This window comes from Paeniglutamicibacter psychrophenolicus, from assembly GCF_017876575.1.
GTDB classification, from domain to species: domain Bacteria; phylum Actinomycetota; class Actinomycetes; order Actinomycetales; family Micrococcaceae; genus Paeniglutamicibacter; species Paeniglutamicibacter psychrophenolicus.
On record NZ_JAGIOE010000001.1, the window covers coordinates 885,468 to 899,800 of the forward strand.

At 65.8% G+C, this 14,333-nt stretch carries 13 protein-coding genes; 9 read left to right on the forward strand and 4 right to left on the reverse strand.

Annotation, left to right across the window (positions count from 1 at the left end):
* Positions 1 to 150 precede the first annotated feature (150 nt).
* Both menE and JOF46_RS03895 read left to right on the forward strand, forming a co-directional pair.
* Positions 151 to 1,683 carry an o-succinylbenzoate--CoA ligase gene (gene menE, locus JOF46_RS03890; RefSeq protein ID WP_209906116.1) on the forward strand — a complete coding sequence of 511 codons (1,533 nt, stop codon included), beginning with the start codon at positions 151 to 153 and terminating at the stop codon, positions 1,681 to 1,683.
* A gap of 212 nt (positions 1,684 to 1,895) precedes the next feature.
* Positions 1,896 to 3,002, forward strand: coding sequence for an ATP-binding protein (locus JOF46_RS03895; protein WP_209906117.1), 1,107 nt, complete (start codon positions 1,896 to 1,898; stop codon positions 3,000 to 3,002).
* 82 nt (positions 3,003 to 3,084) lie between these two features.
* On the opposite strand, the gene JOF46_RS03900 is transcribed toward JOF46_RS03895, so the two are convergent.
* A complete protein-coding gene (locus tag JOF46_RS03900; protein WP_209906118.1) occupies positions 3,085 to 3,492 on the reverse strand; it encodes a VOC family protein in 408 nt (135 codons plus the stop codon).
* Positions 3,493 to 3,594: 102 nt separating this feature from the next.
* Entirely contained in the window at positions 3,595 to 4,344 is a 750-nt protein-coding gene (locus JOF46_RS03905; protein WP_209906119.1) for an IclR family transcriptional regulator, read from the reverse strand.
* 303 nt (positions 4,345 to 4,647) lie between these two features.
* Here JOF46_RS03905 and betT point away from each other — a divergent pair, with 303 nt between their 5' ends.
* Positions 4,648 to 6,906 (forward strand): choline BCCT transporter BetT, encoded by a 2,259-nt coding sequence (gene betT / locus JOF46_RS03910; RefSeq protein WP_209906120.1) that lies wholly within the window; start codon positions 4,648 to 4,650, stop codon positions 6,904 to 6,906.
* A gap of 18 nt (positions 6,907 to 6,924) precedes the next feature.
* Here the strand turns inward: betT and JOF46_RS03915 are convergent, their stop codons facing one another.
* Positions 6,925 to 7,485 carry a CGNR zinc finger domain-containing protein gene (locus JOF46_RS03915; RefSeq protein WP_209906121.1) on the reverse strand — a complete coding sequence of 187 codons (561 nt, stop codon included), beginning with the start codon at positions 7,483 to 7,485 and terminating at the stop codon, positions 6,925 to 6,927.
* A 26-nt stretch (positions 7,486 to 7,511) separates the two neighbouring features.
* On the opposite strand from JOF46_RS03915, the gene JOF46_RS03920 reads away from it, so the two are divergent.
* The 5 genes from JOF46_RS03920 (at position 7,512) to JOF46_RS03940 (ending at position 11,390) form a co-directional block, all read left to right on the forward strand.
* A complete protein-coding gene (locus tag JOF46_RS03920) occupies positions 7,512 to 7,715 on the forward strand; it encodes a hypothetical protein (RefSeq protein WP_245347992.1) in 204 nt (67 codons plus the stop codon).
* 143 nt (positions 7,716 to 7,858) lie between these two features.
* Positions 7,859 to 9,070, forward strand: coding sequence for a thiolase family protein (locus JOF46_RS03925; RefSeq protein WP_209906122.1), 1,212 nt, complete (start codon positions 7,859 to 7,861; stop codon positions 9,068 to 9,070).
* Between the two features lie 62 nt (positions 9,071 to 9,132).
* A complete protein-coding gene (locus JOF46_RS03930) occupies positions 9,133 to 9,804 on the forward strand; it encodes a 3-oxoacid CoA-transferase subunit A (protein ID WP_209906123.1) in 672 nt (223 codons plus the stop codon).
* A complete protein-coding gene (locus tag JOF46_RS03935) occupies positions 9,804 to 10,475 on the forward strand; it encodes a 3-oxoacid CoA-transferase subunit B (protein ID WP_209906124.1) in 672 nt (223 codons plus the stop codon). Before JOF46_RS03930 ends, JOF46_RS03935 begins: the two co-directional genes overlap by 1 nt.
* A 117-nt stretch (positions 10,476 to 10,592) precedes the next feature.
* Positions 10,593 to 11,390 carry an IclR family transcriptional regulator domain-containing protein gene (locus tag JOF46_RS03940; protein WP_209906125.1) on the forward strand — a complete coding sequence of 266 codons (798 nt, stop codon included), beginning with the start codon at positions 10,593 to 10,595 and terminating at the stop codon, positions 11,388 to 11,390.
* On the opposite strand, the gene JOF46_RS03945 is transcribed toward JOF46_RS03940, so the two are convergent.
* The gene (locus tag JOF46_RS03945) at positions 11,387 to 12,568 is read right to left on the reverse strand and encodes an FAD-dependent oxidoreductase (protein WP_209906126.1); all 1,182 of its coding nucleotides are present in this window, start codon (positions 12,566 to 12,568) and stop codon (positions 11,387 to 11,389) included. The genes JOF46_RS03940 and JOF46_RS03945 overlap by 4 nt on opposite strands.
* A gap of 296 nt (positions 12,569 to 12,864) precedes the next feature.
* On the opposite strand from JOF46_RS03945, the gene JOF46_RS03950 reads away from it, so the two are divergent.
* Complete coding sequence (locus tag JOF46_RS03950; RefSeq protein WP_342592353.1) at positions 12,865 to 14,262, forward strand: MFS transporter; 1,398 nt, start codon at positions 12,865 to 12,867, stop codon at positions 14,260 to 14,262.
* Positions 14,263 to 14,333: the final 71 nt, after the last annotated feature.

The following is a 14,333-nucleotide window of genomic DNA, read 5'->3' on the forward strand; positions in this document are numbered from 1 at the left end:
CGGAACAGGGGGTGGGACATTGCTTGGCCGGGGCGGGATGGCACATGCCGTGCCACCCCCGGGCAAGCCATCGCGTGCAGGACGCGCACATGGTCAACTTGAACACATCACGGCAGTTCCACCTCGGCGGTGGACGGAAGGAAAACGGGCATGTTGAACCAAGGACTGGGCAGCTGGATCCACAAGCGGCGCGTCAAATCTCGCGGGCACATCGCCATCGTCAGTGGCACTCAATCGTTGACCTACGAGCAGCTGGCAGAGCGCATCGACCGACTGGCCAACGCACTCGGGGACGCAGGAATCAAGCGCGGCGACCGGGTTGCCTATTTGGGCAACAACCACCCCGCGTTCCTGGAGACACTCTTTGCCTGTGGCAGCATCGGGGCGATCTTCGTTCCCATCAATTCCCGACTGGCAGCCAGGGAAGTGGCCTTCGCCCTCGAAGACTCCGGAACGAGTCTGCTCGTCAACGCCCGGCAGCTGGACGAGCTCGCTGTGGCGGCAACCGAAAAGTCGCCCGTTTCCGCCCGTTGGGTGGTCGAGGAGGATGCCTCGTCCGTGGGGACCTATGAGGCGGCAATCCGTCAAGCCTCCGTGGAACGCCACGAGCATTCGGTCAGCATGGAAGACACAGCCATAATTCTCTACACCTCCGGGACGACGGGAAACCCCAAGGGTGCCATCCTGACCCACGGCAACCTCACCTGGAATTCGATGAACGTCCTGATCGACTACGACGTCACCAGCACCCAGGTCGCCTTGATGATTGCACCAATGTTCCACGTCGCCTCGCTGGGGATGGGAGCGTTGCCAACATTGCTCAAGGGTGGCACCCTGGTGTTGCAGGACCGGTTCGAGCCCTCGGCCGTGCTGTCCGCCATCGAGCAATACGGAGTCACCTCGCTCTCGGGCGTGCCCACCACCTACCAGATGCTCGCCGAGCACCCGAACTGGGAGACCACCAATATCTCCTCGATACGGATGCTCACCTGCGGAGGATCATCGGTCCCCGGTAGGGTCCTGGATGCCTACGAAAAACGCGGGCTCTCCTTCTCCGGCGGCTACGGGATGACCGAAACCTCTCCGGGGGCAACGTCACTGCAACCCGAGTACTCACGGGAAAAGGCGGGCTCCGCCGGGCTTCCCCACTTCTTCACCGGAGTTCGCATCGTCGACGCGGGCGGAGACGACGTTCCCGCCAACGACGTCGGGGAGATCCTGATCCAGGGCCCCAATGTCATCCCGGGCTACTGGAACAGGCCAGACGCAACAACGGAGTCATTTTTGGACGGGGACTGGTTCAAATCCGGGGACATGGGGTACGTGGATGAACAGGGTTTCCTCTACATTGCCGACCGGCTCAAGGACATGATTATCTCGGGTGGGGAAAACATCTACCCGGCACAGGTGGAGCAGGCGATCATGGAACTGCCCGCCGTGGATTCCGTTGCCGTGATCGGTGTACCGGATGAGAAGTGGGGTGAAGCCGTGCATGCCGTCATCGTGGCGGCTCCCGGACAACAAATCAGCCGTGATGACGTCGCTGCACACCTGGAGGGAAAGCTAGCGCGCTACAAGATCCCGCGCACGATCGAAGTCGTCGATGAGATGCCGCGCACGGCCAGCGGAAAGATCCGCAAGACCGACCTGCGCGAGGCCCATCGCAAGAATGCATTGGCATGATCCGCGAAGCCCAACAACCCACATGATGACTGAAGCCACCGCTGCCACCACAGCGGTGGCTTCTGCCATCATCCGCAGCTGGGCAAAGATTCTTGGCCCGTTGGCCCGTTCGGCGTGTTGCGGGGCAGCGGGCACTCCAGGTCGCCATGTACACAGGAGTACACCCAGTACATAGGAGTACACTAAGTACACAAGAGTACACAGGAGGTTCCATGGTTGAACGAAATCCAACGCAGAATCCTTTTCGGCCAACCGCAGGAGCCGAGCCGCCACAGCTGATCGGCCGAGCCGGGCTGCTGGATGAGTTCGCTTACGGTCTGCAGATCCGATCCGGCGCTCCTGGCCTGCTCACCATCTTTACCGGTGCTCGCGGCATCGGCAAGACCGTCATGCTCGGCGAAGCCGAGGATATCGCACGCGCCCAAGGATGGGTGGTGGTGTCCGAGACCGCCACGACAGGGTTTCTTGGCCGAATCGGCGAAGCGATGCGCGCAGCGGCAGAAGAGCTGGGGCATGGTCCGGCAGGCCGGCGCATTACGGGCATCGGAGCCGCCGGGTTCTCTATCACTTCCCAGTTGCCGCCGGCTCAGCAGTTGGGATGGAGGCAACTGGGGGAGCAGTTGTTGCGCCTGCTGGACGAGAAGCGCACCGGCTTGGTTATCACCCTGGACGAGATCCACGGTGCCAACCGCGATGAGCTTGCTCAGCTGGCTGCCTTCGTGCAGCACTTCATCCGCGATGGACTGCCCATCGCCCTGCTGTTTGCAGGCCTGCCCGCAGCCGTCTCCGACCTGCTCAACGAGGGCGTCGCGACGTTCCTCCGCCGAGCCGACCGAATCGACTTGCATGCCGCGGCCATCCGCGATGTTGAGGTCTCCTATGCAGAAACGTTCGCGAGCCTGGAATATCCGGTTGATCCTGGACTCATTCGGAAAGCCGCAGAATCCACCGGCGGATATCCGTTCCTCATCCAACTGGTTGGATACCATTTGTGGCAGCTGGCCGAGGTGAAACAGGGCCTCCTGAGCGAGGCAGATATTGATCTAGCCTTGGCCGCCGCTCATCAAAGGAACACTCGCGTTGTACTGGCTGCGGCATTGGCCACGGTGTCACCCAAGGACCTCGAGTTCCTGCGGGCGATGTCCCAAGACGATGGGCCGTCGAACACCGCGGACATCGGACGACGCCTCGGAGATGCCAAAAACACCGTCGGCAATTACCGGGCCCGCCTCATCGACGCGGGACTCGTCCAGCCAGTGGGTCGTGGACTACTCGAGTTCGCCATCCCCGGTCTGCGCGAATACGTGCGCGAGACCTAAGGCGTTGAGCTGAAGTTCCGTTAGGCAGATCGTCAGGATCCCCGGATTGTCGACCGAAACCTGAGCGACCATCTCCAGTGCCTTACCGCGTTGGCTTGGGCAGCAGGACCTCGCCCTCCAACCCGTCCGGATCCCGGAAAAAGGTGCTGAAAACCGCCCCGAAGTCGTTGACCTTTCCGTCACCTGCCCCGGCTTCGATGAGCCGGGTGCGGATGGTTTCGAAATCCTCGGGGGAGGCAGCGGCAAACCCGATGTGGTCGATCCGGCCACGTCCCCACATGGGTGTTTGGCGCTCTGCCTCGGAGTTCCCCTCGATGACGAAGACGTTGAGTTCGGTTCCTGGCCCGACCTTGACGTTGGTCATGGTTTCGCCGGGACCGTGGCCGCGGGTCGGGCCCACTTCGGCGTCGAAGACCTCGCGGTAGAAGTCGCCCAGCCGCTTGGCGTTCTTGGAAATGATGGCGATGTGGTTGATTCCGCCCAGCAGCATGATTGGTCCTGTTCGTTCTCCGCGGGCCCGATGGGATACCTGGTCCCTATGACCATTGAGCGCCATGGGCCGGGCAAGTTCAAGGACTCCGGGAAGCGGGGCTCAGTGTTCAGTAGCCGGTGCCAGCGCGCGGGCAATGCCTCGGGTGGCGGTTTGCAGGGCCATCACCGCGGCCGGCAGCAGGTCCGATCCGCGCGGGACCACCACGGCCAGGACCGCCAGTGCGTGGCCGCGGGTGTCGAGGATCGGTGCCGCGGCTCCGGTCGATTCCGGGTCGATGAGCCCGTCGAATGTTGCGTACCCGGTGCGCCGGATCTCGGCCAGCTCGTGGCGCAGCTTCGGGTGCCGGGCCACCATGGCCTCGCCATGCCGTTCGAGGTAGCCCTCCAGCACGCTGGCGGGGGAGTAGGCCAGCAACGCCATGCCCATCGAGGTCAGGTGCACCGGCATGCGCCCTGCCACGTTGGCCTGGTTGACCACCGAGCCGGGGCGGGAGAGCCGCTCGATGACCAGCACGTCGTCCTCGTGCAACACCGCCAGCTGGGTGTTCTGTCCGACCAGCTGGTTGATGTCCTCCATGAAGGGCAGTGCCGCCTGGCGCAGGTCCAGCGTGGAAGCACTGCGGTTGGCCAGTTCCCATAGCCGCATTCCCAGGCGCACCTGGCCGTCGGCGTCGCGCGCCAGCAGGCCGTGGGACACCAAGCTTTCGAGCAGCCGGTAGGTGGTTGCCCGCGGGACGTCGGCCCGGCGGGCCAGGGCGTTGACCGTCAGCGTGGGATTCTGCGCGTCAAAGGCGTCCAGGATGCGCACCAGGCGGTCGAGCATCGAGTCCCCGCTCGGTGAATTGGCCATGGAACCACTGTAGATCAGGCGGCCGATCCATCGGTGCCCGGAAATCGAAGGAACTCCGGGTGAAAGCCGAGCAGCCGAGGCCGTCGCTTTCCGACGCGGGCCGAGCGCGGGCCAAGAACGTCTGGAGACAAAAGTTACTCGGCAAAATCCTCCTGGACTCCCTCGAACGGGCTTAACATGAGGAAGCAAAAGCAACCAGGTGCGCCGGTCCATCCGATCCAGTGTTTAGGGGTTTGACAAGCGGTTCTTGAATTCACGGACGGCCCTCCGGCACCCCTGGTCCATAACGACAAGGAGAACCACATGGCCGGGCCAGAGGACATGCAGGGCACGGAGCGGGAGCACCCCCAGCCCATGGTGGAGCGAAGCCGCTTCGGCGTCAGCGAGCGGCGCAAGGACCCTGCTGCCGAAGAAAACCGTGCCCCGATCACCAGTACCGAACTGAGCAAGGGCCCGGCCGAACTCATCGAGTATGCCGGACCCAAGGTCAACTGGCGCGTCTTCATCATCTCGGCCGTCATCATCCTCGCATTCTCCCTCTGGGCCATCGTCGTCCCGGACAACGCCGCGACCGCAATGGCCGCGGCCGTCGCCTGGATCTCGACGAATCTCGGCTGGTTCTATGTCGTGACTGTGACCCTGGTGGTGCTCTTCGTCCTCTGGGTCGCCTTCTCCAAGGAGGGCAGCGTGCGGCTGGGCCCGGACCATTCGCGCCCGCAGTACAACCTCTTCACCTGGGTCGCGATGCTCTTCGCTGCCGGGGTCGGCATCGACATGCTCTTCTACTCGGTGACCGGACCCATCACCCAATACATCACCCCGCCCTCGGTCGACCCCGAATCCGCAGCGGCCGCCCAGGACGCGGTGGTGTGGACGATGTTCCACTACGGCGTCGCCGGCTGGTCCATGTATGCGCTACTGGGCATGGCGATGGGCTACTTCGCCTACCGCTGGGGCATGCCGCTGTCGATCCGCGCGGCGCTCTACCCGCTGCTGGGCAAGCGGGTCCGAGGCGCGACGGGCGACGTCATCGACATCTTCGCCCTGGTCGGCACGGTGTTCGGCGTGGCCACCTCGATGGGCATCGGCGTGGTGCTGCTCAACGTCGGGATCTCCTGGCTCTTCGGCATCCCCGAGGGGCTGGCCCTGCAGATCGCCCTGGTGCTGGTGGCCGTCATCATGACCATCGCTTCGTGCACCTCCGGGGTGGACAAGGGCATCCGGCTGGTCTCCGAGCTGAACCTCTGGTCTGCCGCGGCCATGATGCTCTACATCCTGATCACCGGCAAGACTTCCTTCCTGCTCACCGCCATGGTGGAGAACATCGGGCGCTTCATCTTCACGCTGCCCGAGCGCACCCTGCAGACCTTTGCCTACGAGGAAGACGGGTCGGCCTGGATGGCAGGCTGGACCCTGTTCTTCTGGGCGTTCTGGCTGGCCTGGGGGCCATTTGTCGGGATGTTCCTGGCGCGCATTTCGCGTGGGCGAACGCTGCGCGAGTTCGTCATCGCCGCCATCACGGCCCCGGTGCTCTGCGACTTCTTCATCGTCTCGATCTTCGGCAACAGCGCCATGAGCGAGGTGCTTGGCGGGAACACCGAATTTGCCGAGCTGGCGATCAGGAGCCCCGAGCACGGCTGGTACGCGTTGCTGGAGATGTTCCCCGGCGCCCCGTTCCTCATCGGCCTGGCTACGCTCTCGGGCCTGCTCTTCTACCTGACCAGCGCCAACTCCGGGGCCATGGTCATGTCCAACTTCTCCTCCTCGATCCCCGATCCCTCGCAGGACGGTGCCAAGTGGCTGCGCATCTTCTGGGCGCTGCTCACCGCGGTGCTCACCGTGGCCATGCTGGTGGCCGGCGGCGTGACGACCATGGAGCACGCGACGCTGATCTTCGCGCTGCCGGTGACGATCATTGCCTACCTGGTCATGGCCTCCTTCTCCAAGGTCCTGCGGATGGAGCGGGCCGAACGCGAAGGCACAGTCATGCGCCGGCGCTCGGTGGCCGCGCACGGCGGCAACGCGCCGGAAAAGACCTGGCGCCAGCGGATGGCGCAGCTGCGCGCCTACCCGTCCAACAAAGCCGTGGCCCAATATGTGGAGCGGACCATCCAACCGGCCCTGGAGGAAGTGGCCGGCGAGTTCAACGAGCTGGGCTACGAGGCCGAGCTGAGCACCGTGCCGAACGAGCAGACTGGCATCGCCGAGCACACGCTGCTGGTGCACATGCACGACCACCGCAACTTCCACTACCAGGTGGCAGCGGTCGAGGCCCCGGTCCCGGCGTTCGGTGCCCGCACAGTCTCCCGCGAGGTCGACGTGTACTTCCGCCTTGAGGTCTTTACGCAGACCGGCACCGAGGGCTACGACCTGATGGGCCTGGACAAGGCGCAGGTCATCAACGACGTGCTGGACCGCTACGAGGCGCACCTGTCCTTCCTGCAGTACTCCTCCGAGCACGACTACGCCTCGCTGCTCACTCCGCCGCGCCCGGCCACGGGCATGGTCCCGCAGGTGGACCTGCCGGAACCGGACGAAGACGAGGGCAAGGGCCGGGAGTAGCAAGGCACCTCCGGAGACTCAGCCGTTCCGGATTGCCCCTGCCCCCGAGCCACCGCGGGCGCGATGCCTGCGCACCGCTGCCCGGTTGGCGCAGCGCACCGAGCAGTATCGCTGGCGGCCGTTGCGGGTCACGTCGATGACCACCTTGGTGCAGGGATCCCCGGGCACGTCCCCCGCGGCGCAGCGTCCCATGCGGTGCATGCCGCGGGTGGAAAGGTGCAGGGCGGTGCCGACGCCGAAGACCGCGCGCAGCACATGGGGCAGGGCCTGGTTCGCATCGCGATAGTGCAGGTGCCAGCCCTCGCCGTTGTGGTCAACCAGCCGCGGGTACGCCGCGGCAGCGGCCATCTGCTCGTTGAGCAGGTTGGCGCGCTTCTGGGGATCGGTGGCGTCCACGACGCGCAGCCAGTCCTCGACGACGCGGCGGGTGAGCTCGTAGTCGTCGGGGGCGGGGGTGAAATCCATGGTCATGCCGAACTCGCGGGCCCGCCCGATGATGCCGTCCCGGTCCGCGGGCGGGTCGTTGGCCAGCGATGCCGCCAGCAGGACCGCATACTCTCCGTAAGGGTTGAGGTGCATAATGCCATTACAGCATAGTGGTCTGCATGATGCCTACCCGCGCCACCGCAACCCTTTCAGGCCAAGCGCCCGCCCATGAGCACGCCTGGCTGGTCGAGTCCGCCCACAACACCTCCGAGGGCATGGTGGCGTACGTGCGCTGCGTGGCCGGTTGCGGCGCCCGACGTATTGACCTCCAAGGCCCCGCCAACGTCCCCCCGAGTGCGGTGAGCAAGCTGGTCGGCCGGTAGCGGTCGATCCCGGCGGTCCGCCCGCGGCCTCGCGAACGCCAAGGGGCATGCCTTGATGGTCGGCCCCCTTGGTGATAAAGTTCATTTAGTGAACGAGCGTTCGCGATGCGAACATATAGATCAGGAAGCCGGGACCAGACACCATGCAGCAGGCGTACCTCTACGACGCGATCCGCACCCCCTTCGGCAAGATCGGCGGAAGCCTCTCCGCCCACCGCCCCGACGACCTGGCCGCGCACGTGGTCCGCGAGCTCGTCGCCCGCGCCCCGCAACTTGATCCCGCCTCCATCGACGAATCGATCTTCGGCAACGCCAACGGCGCCGGCGAGGAAAACCGCAACGTGGCACGCATGGCCACCCTGCTGGCCGGCCTGCCCACCTCGCTGCCCGGCACCACCATGAACCGCCTCTGCGGCTCCTCGCTGGACGCCGCCATTGCCGCTTCCCGCCAGGTCAACACAGAGGATGCCGACCTGGTCCTGGTTGGCGGCGTCGAATCCATGAGCCGCGCCCCGTGGGTGCTGCCCAAGACCGACCGCCCCTTCCCGATGGCCAACCTCGAGCTGGCCAACACCACCCTGGGCTGGCGCCTGGTCAACCCCGCCATGCCTAGTCAGTGGACCGTCTCCCTGGGCGAAGCCACCGAGCAGCTGCGTGAAAAGTACGAGGTCACCCGCGAGGACCAGGACGAATTCGCCGCACTTTCGCACACCCTGGCCTCCGCTGCCTGGGCCGACGGCAAGTACGACAACCTGGTGGTCTCCGTGCCCCCCGCCAACAAGCGCGGCACCGAAGTGACCATGGATGAAACCATCCGCCCCGGCACGACCGCCGAGACCCTGGCCGGGCTGCGCACCGTCTTCCGCGACGCCGCCACCGGAACCGTTACCGCCGGCAACGCCTCGCCGATGAACGACGGCGCCTCCGCCGCCTTCATCGGTTCCGAGCGCGGCGGCGAACTGCTGGGCGCGGCCCCGCTGGCCCGCATCGCCGGACGAGCCTCCTCCGCCCTGGATCCGCAGTACTTCGGGTTCGCCCCGGTCGAGGCCGCCAACAAGGCTCTGGCCAAGGCCGGCATCAGCTGGTCGGACGTTGCCGCGGTCGAGCTCAACGAGGCCTTCGCCGCCCAGTCGCTGGCCTGCATCCGCGCCTGGGACATCGACGAGAAAATCGTGAACGCCTGGGGCGGCGCGCTGTCCATCGGCCACCCGCTGGGCGCCTCCGGCCTGCGCATCCTGGGTACCCTCGCCCGCCGCCTGCAGGAGAACAACCAGCGCTGGGGCGTCGCGGCGATCTGCATCGGCGTCGGCCAGGGACTGGCCGTCGTGCTGGAAAACCCGAACGCCACCGCCTAAGCACCCTCGGGGGAATTGAACCCCCATCCCCCTGACACCAAGACTTAAGGAGAGAACCACCAATGGCACCACGCATTGCCACCACGGCCGCAGAGGCCGTGGCCAACATCCACGACTCGTCCACCATCCTGATCGGCGGCTTCGGCAACGCCGGGCAGCCCATGGAACTGATCGACGCACTCATGGATTGCGGCGCCAAGGACCTGACGGTCATCAACAACAACGCCGGACAGGCCGACGCCGGCCTGGCGCTGCTGATCAAGGAACGCCGCGTCTCCAAGATCATCTGCTCCTTCCCGCGCCAGTCCGACTCCTGGCACTTCGATGAGGCCTACCGCGCCGGGGAAATCGAGCTGGAGCTGGTCCCGCAGGGCAACCTCGCCGAGCGCATCCGCGCCGCCGGCGCGGGTATCGGCGGGTTCTTCACGCCCACCGGCTACGGCACGTTGCTGGCCGAGGGCAAGGAAACCCGCGTCATTGACGGCAAGGGCTATGTGCTCGAAAGCCCCATCCACGCCGACTTCGCCCTGATCAAGGCCTTCAAGGCCGACACCCACGGCAACCTGGTCTACCGCAAGACCGCGCGGAACTTCGGTCCGATCATGGCCTCGGCGGCCAAGTCCGCGATCGTCCAGGTCGATGAGATCGTCGAAACCGGAAAGCTTGATCCGGAGGTCGTGGTGACCCCGGGAATCTACGTCAACACCCTTGTGGCACTGGGAGGCAACAACTAATGAGCACCGAAACCAGCACCTTCACCACCACCGACGCGGCACTGACCCGCGACGAGATGGCGGCCCTGGTCGCCGCGGACATCCCGGCGGGCGCCTTCGTGAACCTGGGCATCGGCCAGCCGACCAACGTCTCCAACTACCTGACCGCGGATCAGGGCGTCACCCTGCACACCGAGAACGGCATGCTGGGCATGGGTCCGGTCGCCACCGGCGATGACATCGACGAGGACCTGATCAACGCCGGCAAGATCCCGGTCACCGAGCTGCCCGGTGCCAGCTACTTCCACCACGCGGACTCGTTCGCGATGATGCGTGGCGGGCACCTGGATGTCTGCGTGCTCGGGGCCTTCCAGGTCTCCGGCGCGGGCGACCTGGCCAACTGGCACACCGGCGCGCCGGGCGCGATCCCGGCCGTGGGCGGGGCCATGGACCTGGCCATCGGCGCCAAGTCCACCTGGGTCATGATGGGCCTGTTCACCAAGACCGGCGAATCCAAGCTGGTTCAGGCGCTTTCCTACCCGGTCACCGGGCTCGGCTGCGTCTCGCGCATCTACACCGAAGCGGCCATCTTCGAGCTGGCCGGCGGCAACGTGACCGTGCGCTCCACGCACGGGATTTCCTTCGAGGAGCTCGCCGAGCGCCTGCCGGTGGAATTGGTCCGCGCCGCATAGGCAGTAGATTTGAGGGTGCGGCACCGGGCTTTCGCGTCGGGCGCCGCACCCGCTGCCCGCGCACACCCGTCCGCGGGCACGATCATGTGTCGGCAGAAGACGTAGGAGCAAGAACAGATGAGCCAGGAAACCGGCACCCCGTCCGCGGGCGGATCCAACTCGGTCCAGTCCCTGGCCCGCGGCCTGGATGTCATCTGCGCCTTCGACGCCGAGCACCCCTCGATGACCCTCAGCGAGGTCGCCAAGCGCGTGGACCTTTCCCGGGCCACCTCCCGCCGCTTCCTGCTGACCCTGCAGGAATTGGGCTACGTGCGTTCGGACGGCAAGTTCTTCGAACTCACTTCCAAGGTCCTGCAGCTGGGCTACTCCTATCTCTCCAGCGCCACGCTGCCCCAGCTGATGGAACCGGTGCTCGAGGAACTCTCCTCGAAGGTCCACGAGTCGGCTTCGGCCTCGGTGCTCGAGGGGGCGGAAATCCTTTACATCGCCCGGGTGCACACCCGCTCGATCATGCGCGTGGGGATCTCGGTGGGCACCAGGTTCCCGGCGACCACCACCTCGATGGGCCGCGTGCTGCTGGCCTACCAGGCCCCCGGGGTGCTGGAGAAGCTGTTGGAAGGCGGCATCCCGAACCCGACCGGGCACGGCATCAACACCGTGGAGAAGCTGCGCTCCGAACTTGAGCACGTGCGCGCCCAGGGCTACGCGATCGTTGACCAGGAACTTGCGATCGGGCTGCGCTCGGTCGCCGTCCCGGTGTTCAGCCCGGACGGCAGCATTGCCGCTGCCATGAACGTGTCCATGAGCGTGGGCCCGGCGTCGCACACCGGTGCGCAGGAGGCGGCCGCGGCGGTGCTTCCGGCGCTGCAGAAGGCCGCGGCCCAGGTCCAGGCCGCGCTGGCCGCGAGCCGCTAGAGGACGCTGCCCGGGTTCCTGGCGAACGCGGGCGCGAGCACCGAATCGCCGATGGTGCGCCCGGCGGCGAACTTCACCGGGGCCGGCCCGCTGCCGTCGGCCAGGTCGGCAAGGATCCGTCCGATGACCGGGGTGAACTTGAACCCGTGCCCGGAGAACCCGGCGCCAATGGTCAGCGGACCGATGCGGTCGAGGATGAAGTCCTCGTCCGGGGTGTTGGTGTAGGTGCAGCTGATTTCGGTGAAGGAATCCGCGTCGACGCCCGGCAGCCACTCCCGCGCATAGTCCTGCAGGGCGCGCAGCTGCTTCGGTTCGGAGGCGAAGCTGCGTGCATCGGGGTGCGTCGGCGCTCCCGTCCCGTGCCAACCGGCCTTGATCCCCTCGCCGGGCGTGGACATTCCGTAGACCGGTGAATAGGCGTGCTCGAACCCGGGGGAGCCGGGAACCAGGGTGTGGTTGAAGCCCGGCCACACGGTGTCCGCATCCAGCGGGGCAAAGTGCACCGGCTGTTCCTGGGTGACGCGCAGGGCAGGCAGCCGCACCGAGCCGGGCAGCAGGTGGCGTGTCCAGGCACCCGCGGTGACCACGATGCTTCTGGCCTCAACGGTTTCGGTGCCGGCGGCGGATTCCAGGACCAGACGCACCCGGTCATCCCCAAGAACCTTCATCTGAACCACGCGCACCCCGTGGCGGATCCGGGCGCCGTGGTCGGCGGCCACGCGCTGGAAGCTCGGCAGGGCGAGGTCGGGGTTCAGCTGCCCGCCGTCGGGCATGTGCAGCGCGGGGCCGGCGAAGCGGATGCCGCTCCAACGCCCGGTCGCCTGCGCCGCGGAGAGCTCCTCGGCGCGGATGCCGGCGGCCGAGAGCGCGGCGAGCACCCGTGCCTGTTCCGCGGGGGCGCCGTGGTTGACGATCCCGGTGCGGGCCACCTGGGCCTCGCCGCTCTGGGCACCGAGCCGATCCCACAACTCGAGTGCCTCGGCGAGCATCGAGACGTACACGGGGTCGGCGTAGCCGAGATTCAGGTTCCGGGTGGTGCCGTGGGACGCGCCCAGCACATGCCCGGGCTCGAACTGCTCGAGCAAGGTGACCTCGCGGCCGCGGGTGGCCAGCGCCCATGCGGTGGCCGATCCCATCGCCCCGCCGCCGACGACGAGAGTGTCCAACCGTGCAACCATGCGTTGTGCCCCTTCAGGAAGAATCTCGTTCGAGTCTAGGCGATGCCTCACTGCCGGTATTTGCGAAACAAAGCGTGACTTGGGCGTTAGGTGCTTCTGGAACCGAAGTTGAAACGCGGTGGTCGGCCGGTGTCCCGGACATGCAGCGTGCATTGCCGCACGAGGCGTGTGCACAAACGGCTGTCCGAGATACCAATAGAAACCCTTCACGATTTCTGTGATCCGAGTCATACTCATGGGGTGATCGGCAGGCGGCAATTGCCCCAGATGCCATCCATGGACCCGGGAGGTTGAAAGTGGCTTCATCTCACTCCAGCAGCACCAGCATTCAGGAACGCAAGGGACTCAAGCGCGTCGTTGTCGCCTCGATGGCCGGTACGGTCGTCGAATGGTACGAATTCTTCTTGTATGCGACCGCGGCAACACTGGTCTTCAACAAGATCTTCTTCCCCGAAGCGGCCAATGAGCTGGACAACATCATCAAGGCGTTCCTGACATACGCCGTCGGCTTCATTGCCCGGCCCATCGGTGGCATCGTCTTTGGGCACTTCGGCGACAAGTACGGCCGCAAGCACCTGCTGCAGGTCGCCATCGTGCTGGTTGGCGTCACCACGTTCCTCATGGGCTGCCTGCCGACGTTCGATGCAATCGGCTATGCGGCACCGGTGCTGCTGGTCATCCTGCGCTTCTTCCAGGGCTTCGCGGTCGGTGGCGAATGGGGTGGAGCTGTCCTCCTCGTTGCCGAACATGCCCCCGACAAGGAACGCGGGTTCTGGTCTTCCTGGCCGCAAGCCGCGGTCCCCGCGGGCAACCTGCTGGCGACCATCGTGCTGCTGGTGCTCTCGTACACCCTGTCGGAGGAAGCCTTCCTGGCCTGGGGCTGGCGCATCGGTTTCTGGCTCTCGGTGGTCATCGTGGCGGTGGGCTACTACGTGCGCACCCGGATCTCGGATGCCCCGATCTTCCAGGAGGCGAAGGCCGAGCTGGAGCAGAATGCCGAGGCCGGCTACGGTGTCGTCGAGGTCTTCCGCCGCTACCCGCGCGGCGTCTTCACCGCCATGGGACTGCGGCTGGGCGAGAACATCCTCTACTACATGGTCGTGACGTTCTCCATCACGTACCTGAAGACGCAGCTGGACATGGAGACCTCCACGATCCTGATGCTCATGCTCGTCGCGCACGTGATCCACTTTGCCGTGGTTCCGGTGATCGGCCGCTACACGGACAGATTCGGCCGCCGGCCGGTGTATGCGTTGGGTGCGGCGTTGATGCTGGTGTGGGGATTTGTTGCCTTCCCGCTCTTCAACACGCAAAACGACTTCGTGATCCTGCTGACGATCATCGCCGGCCTGCTGGTCCACGGGCTGATGTATGCCGGACAGCCGGCCATCATGGCAGAGATGTTCCCGACCCGGATGCGCTATTCGGGGGTCTCGTTGGGTTACCAGGTCACCTCGATCGTCGCAGGCTCGATGGCCCCGATCATTGCCACGTTCCTGCTGAGCATCTACGGATCGTGGGTGCCGGTGGCCATCTACATCGGCATCGCGGCACTCATCACCCTGGTCGTCGTGTTCTTCATGCGTGAAACCAAGGGCATCTCGCTGCACGAGATCGATGAGATGGACCGCGCGCGGACCGTGGTCATCAACTCGGAGGCCGCCGAAGCCGCTGAACGCGAGGGCGTGAAGTAACCCCCCCGGTCCCGGGGGAGGCATCAGGGGCCTGCGGGCACGGCAAGCGCCGTGCCCGCAGGCCCCTGTCC

Coding starts and splice junctions, on each gene's coding strand:
- JOF46_RS03945 (WP_209906126.1), bottom strand. CDS start 12,568: ATGGTTGCACGGTTGGACACTCTCGTCGTCGGCGGCGGGGCGATGGGA.
- JOF46_RS03900 (WP_209906118.1), bottom strand. CDS start 3,492: ATGCTGCTGGGCGGAATCAACCACATCGCCATCATTTCCAAGAACGCC.
- JOF46_RS03935 (WP_209906124.1), top strand. CDS start 9,804: ATGAGCACCGAAACCAGCACCTTCACCACCACCGACGCGGCACTGACC.
- JOF46_RS03905 (WP_209906119.1), bottom strand. CDS start 4,344: ATGGCCAATTCACCGAGCGGGGACTCGATGCTCGACCGCCTGGTGCGC.
- JOF46_RS03920 (WP_245347992.1), top strand. CDS start 7,512: ATGATGCCTACCCGCGCCACCGCAACCCTTTCAGGCCAAGCGCCCGCC.
- JOF46_RS03895 (WP_209906117.1), top strand. CDS start 1,896: ATGGTTGAACGAAATCCAACGCAGAATCCTTTTCGGCCAACCGCAGGA.
- JOF46_RS03930 (WP_209906123.1), top strand. CDS start 9,133: ATGGCACCACGCATTGCCACCACGGCCGCAGAGGCCGTGGCCAACATC.
- JOF46_RS03925 (WP_209906122.1), top strand. CDS start 7,859: ATGCAGCAGGCGTACCTCTACGACGCGATCCGCACCCCCTTCGGCAAG.
- JOF46_RS03940 (WP_209906125.1), top strand. CDS start 10,593: ATGAGCCAGGAAACCGGCACCCCGTCCGCGGGCGGATCCAACTCGGTC.
- JOF46_RS03915 (WP_209906121.1), bottom strand. CDS start 7,485: ATGCACCTCAACCCTTACGGAGAGTATGCGGTCCTGCTGGCGGCATCG.
- menE (WP_209906116.1), top strand. CDS start 151: ATGTTGAACCAAGGACTGGGCAGCTGGATCCACAAGCGGCGCGTCAAA.
- betT (WP_209906120.1), top strand. CDS start 4,648: ATGGCCGGGCCAGAGGACATGCAGGGCACGGAGCGGGAGCACCCCCAG.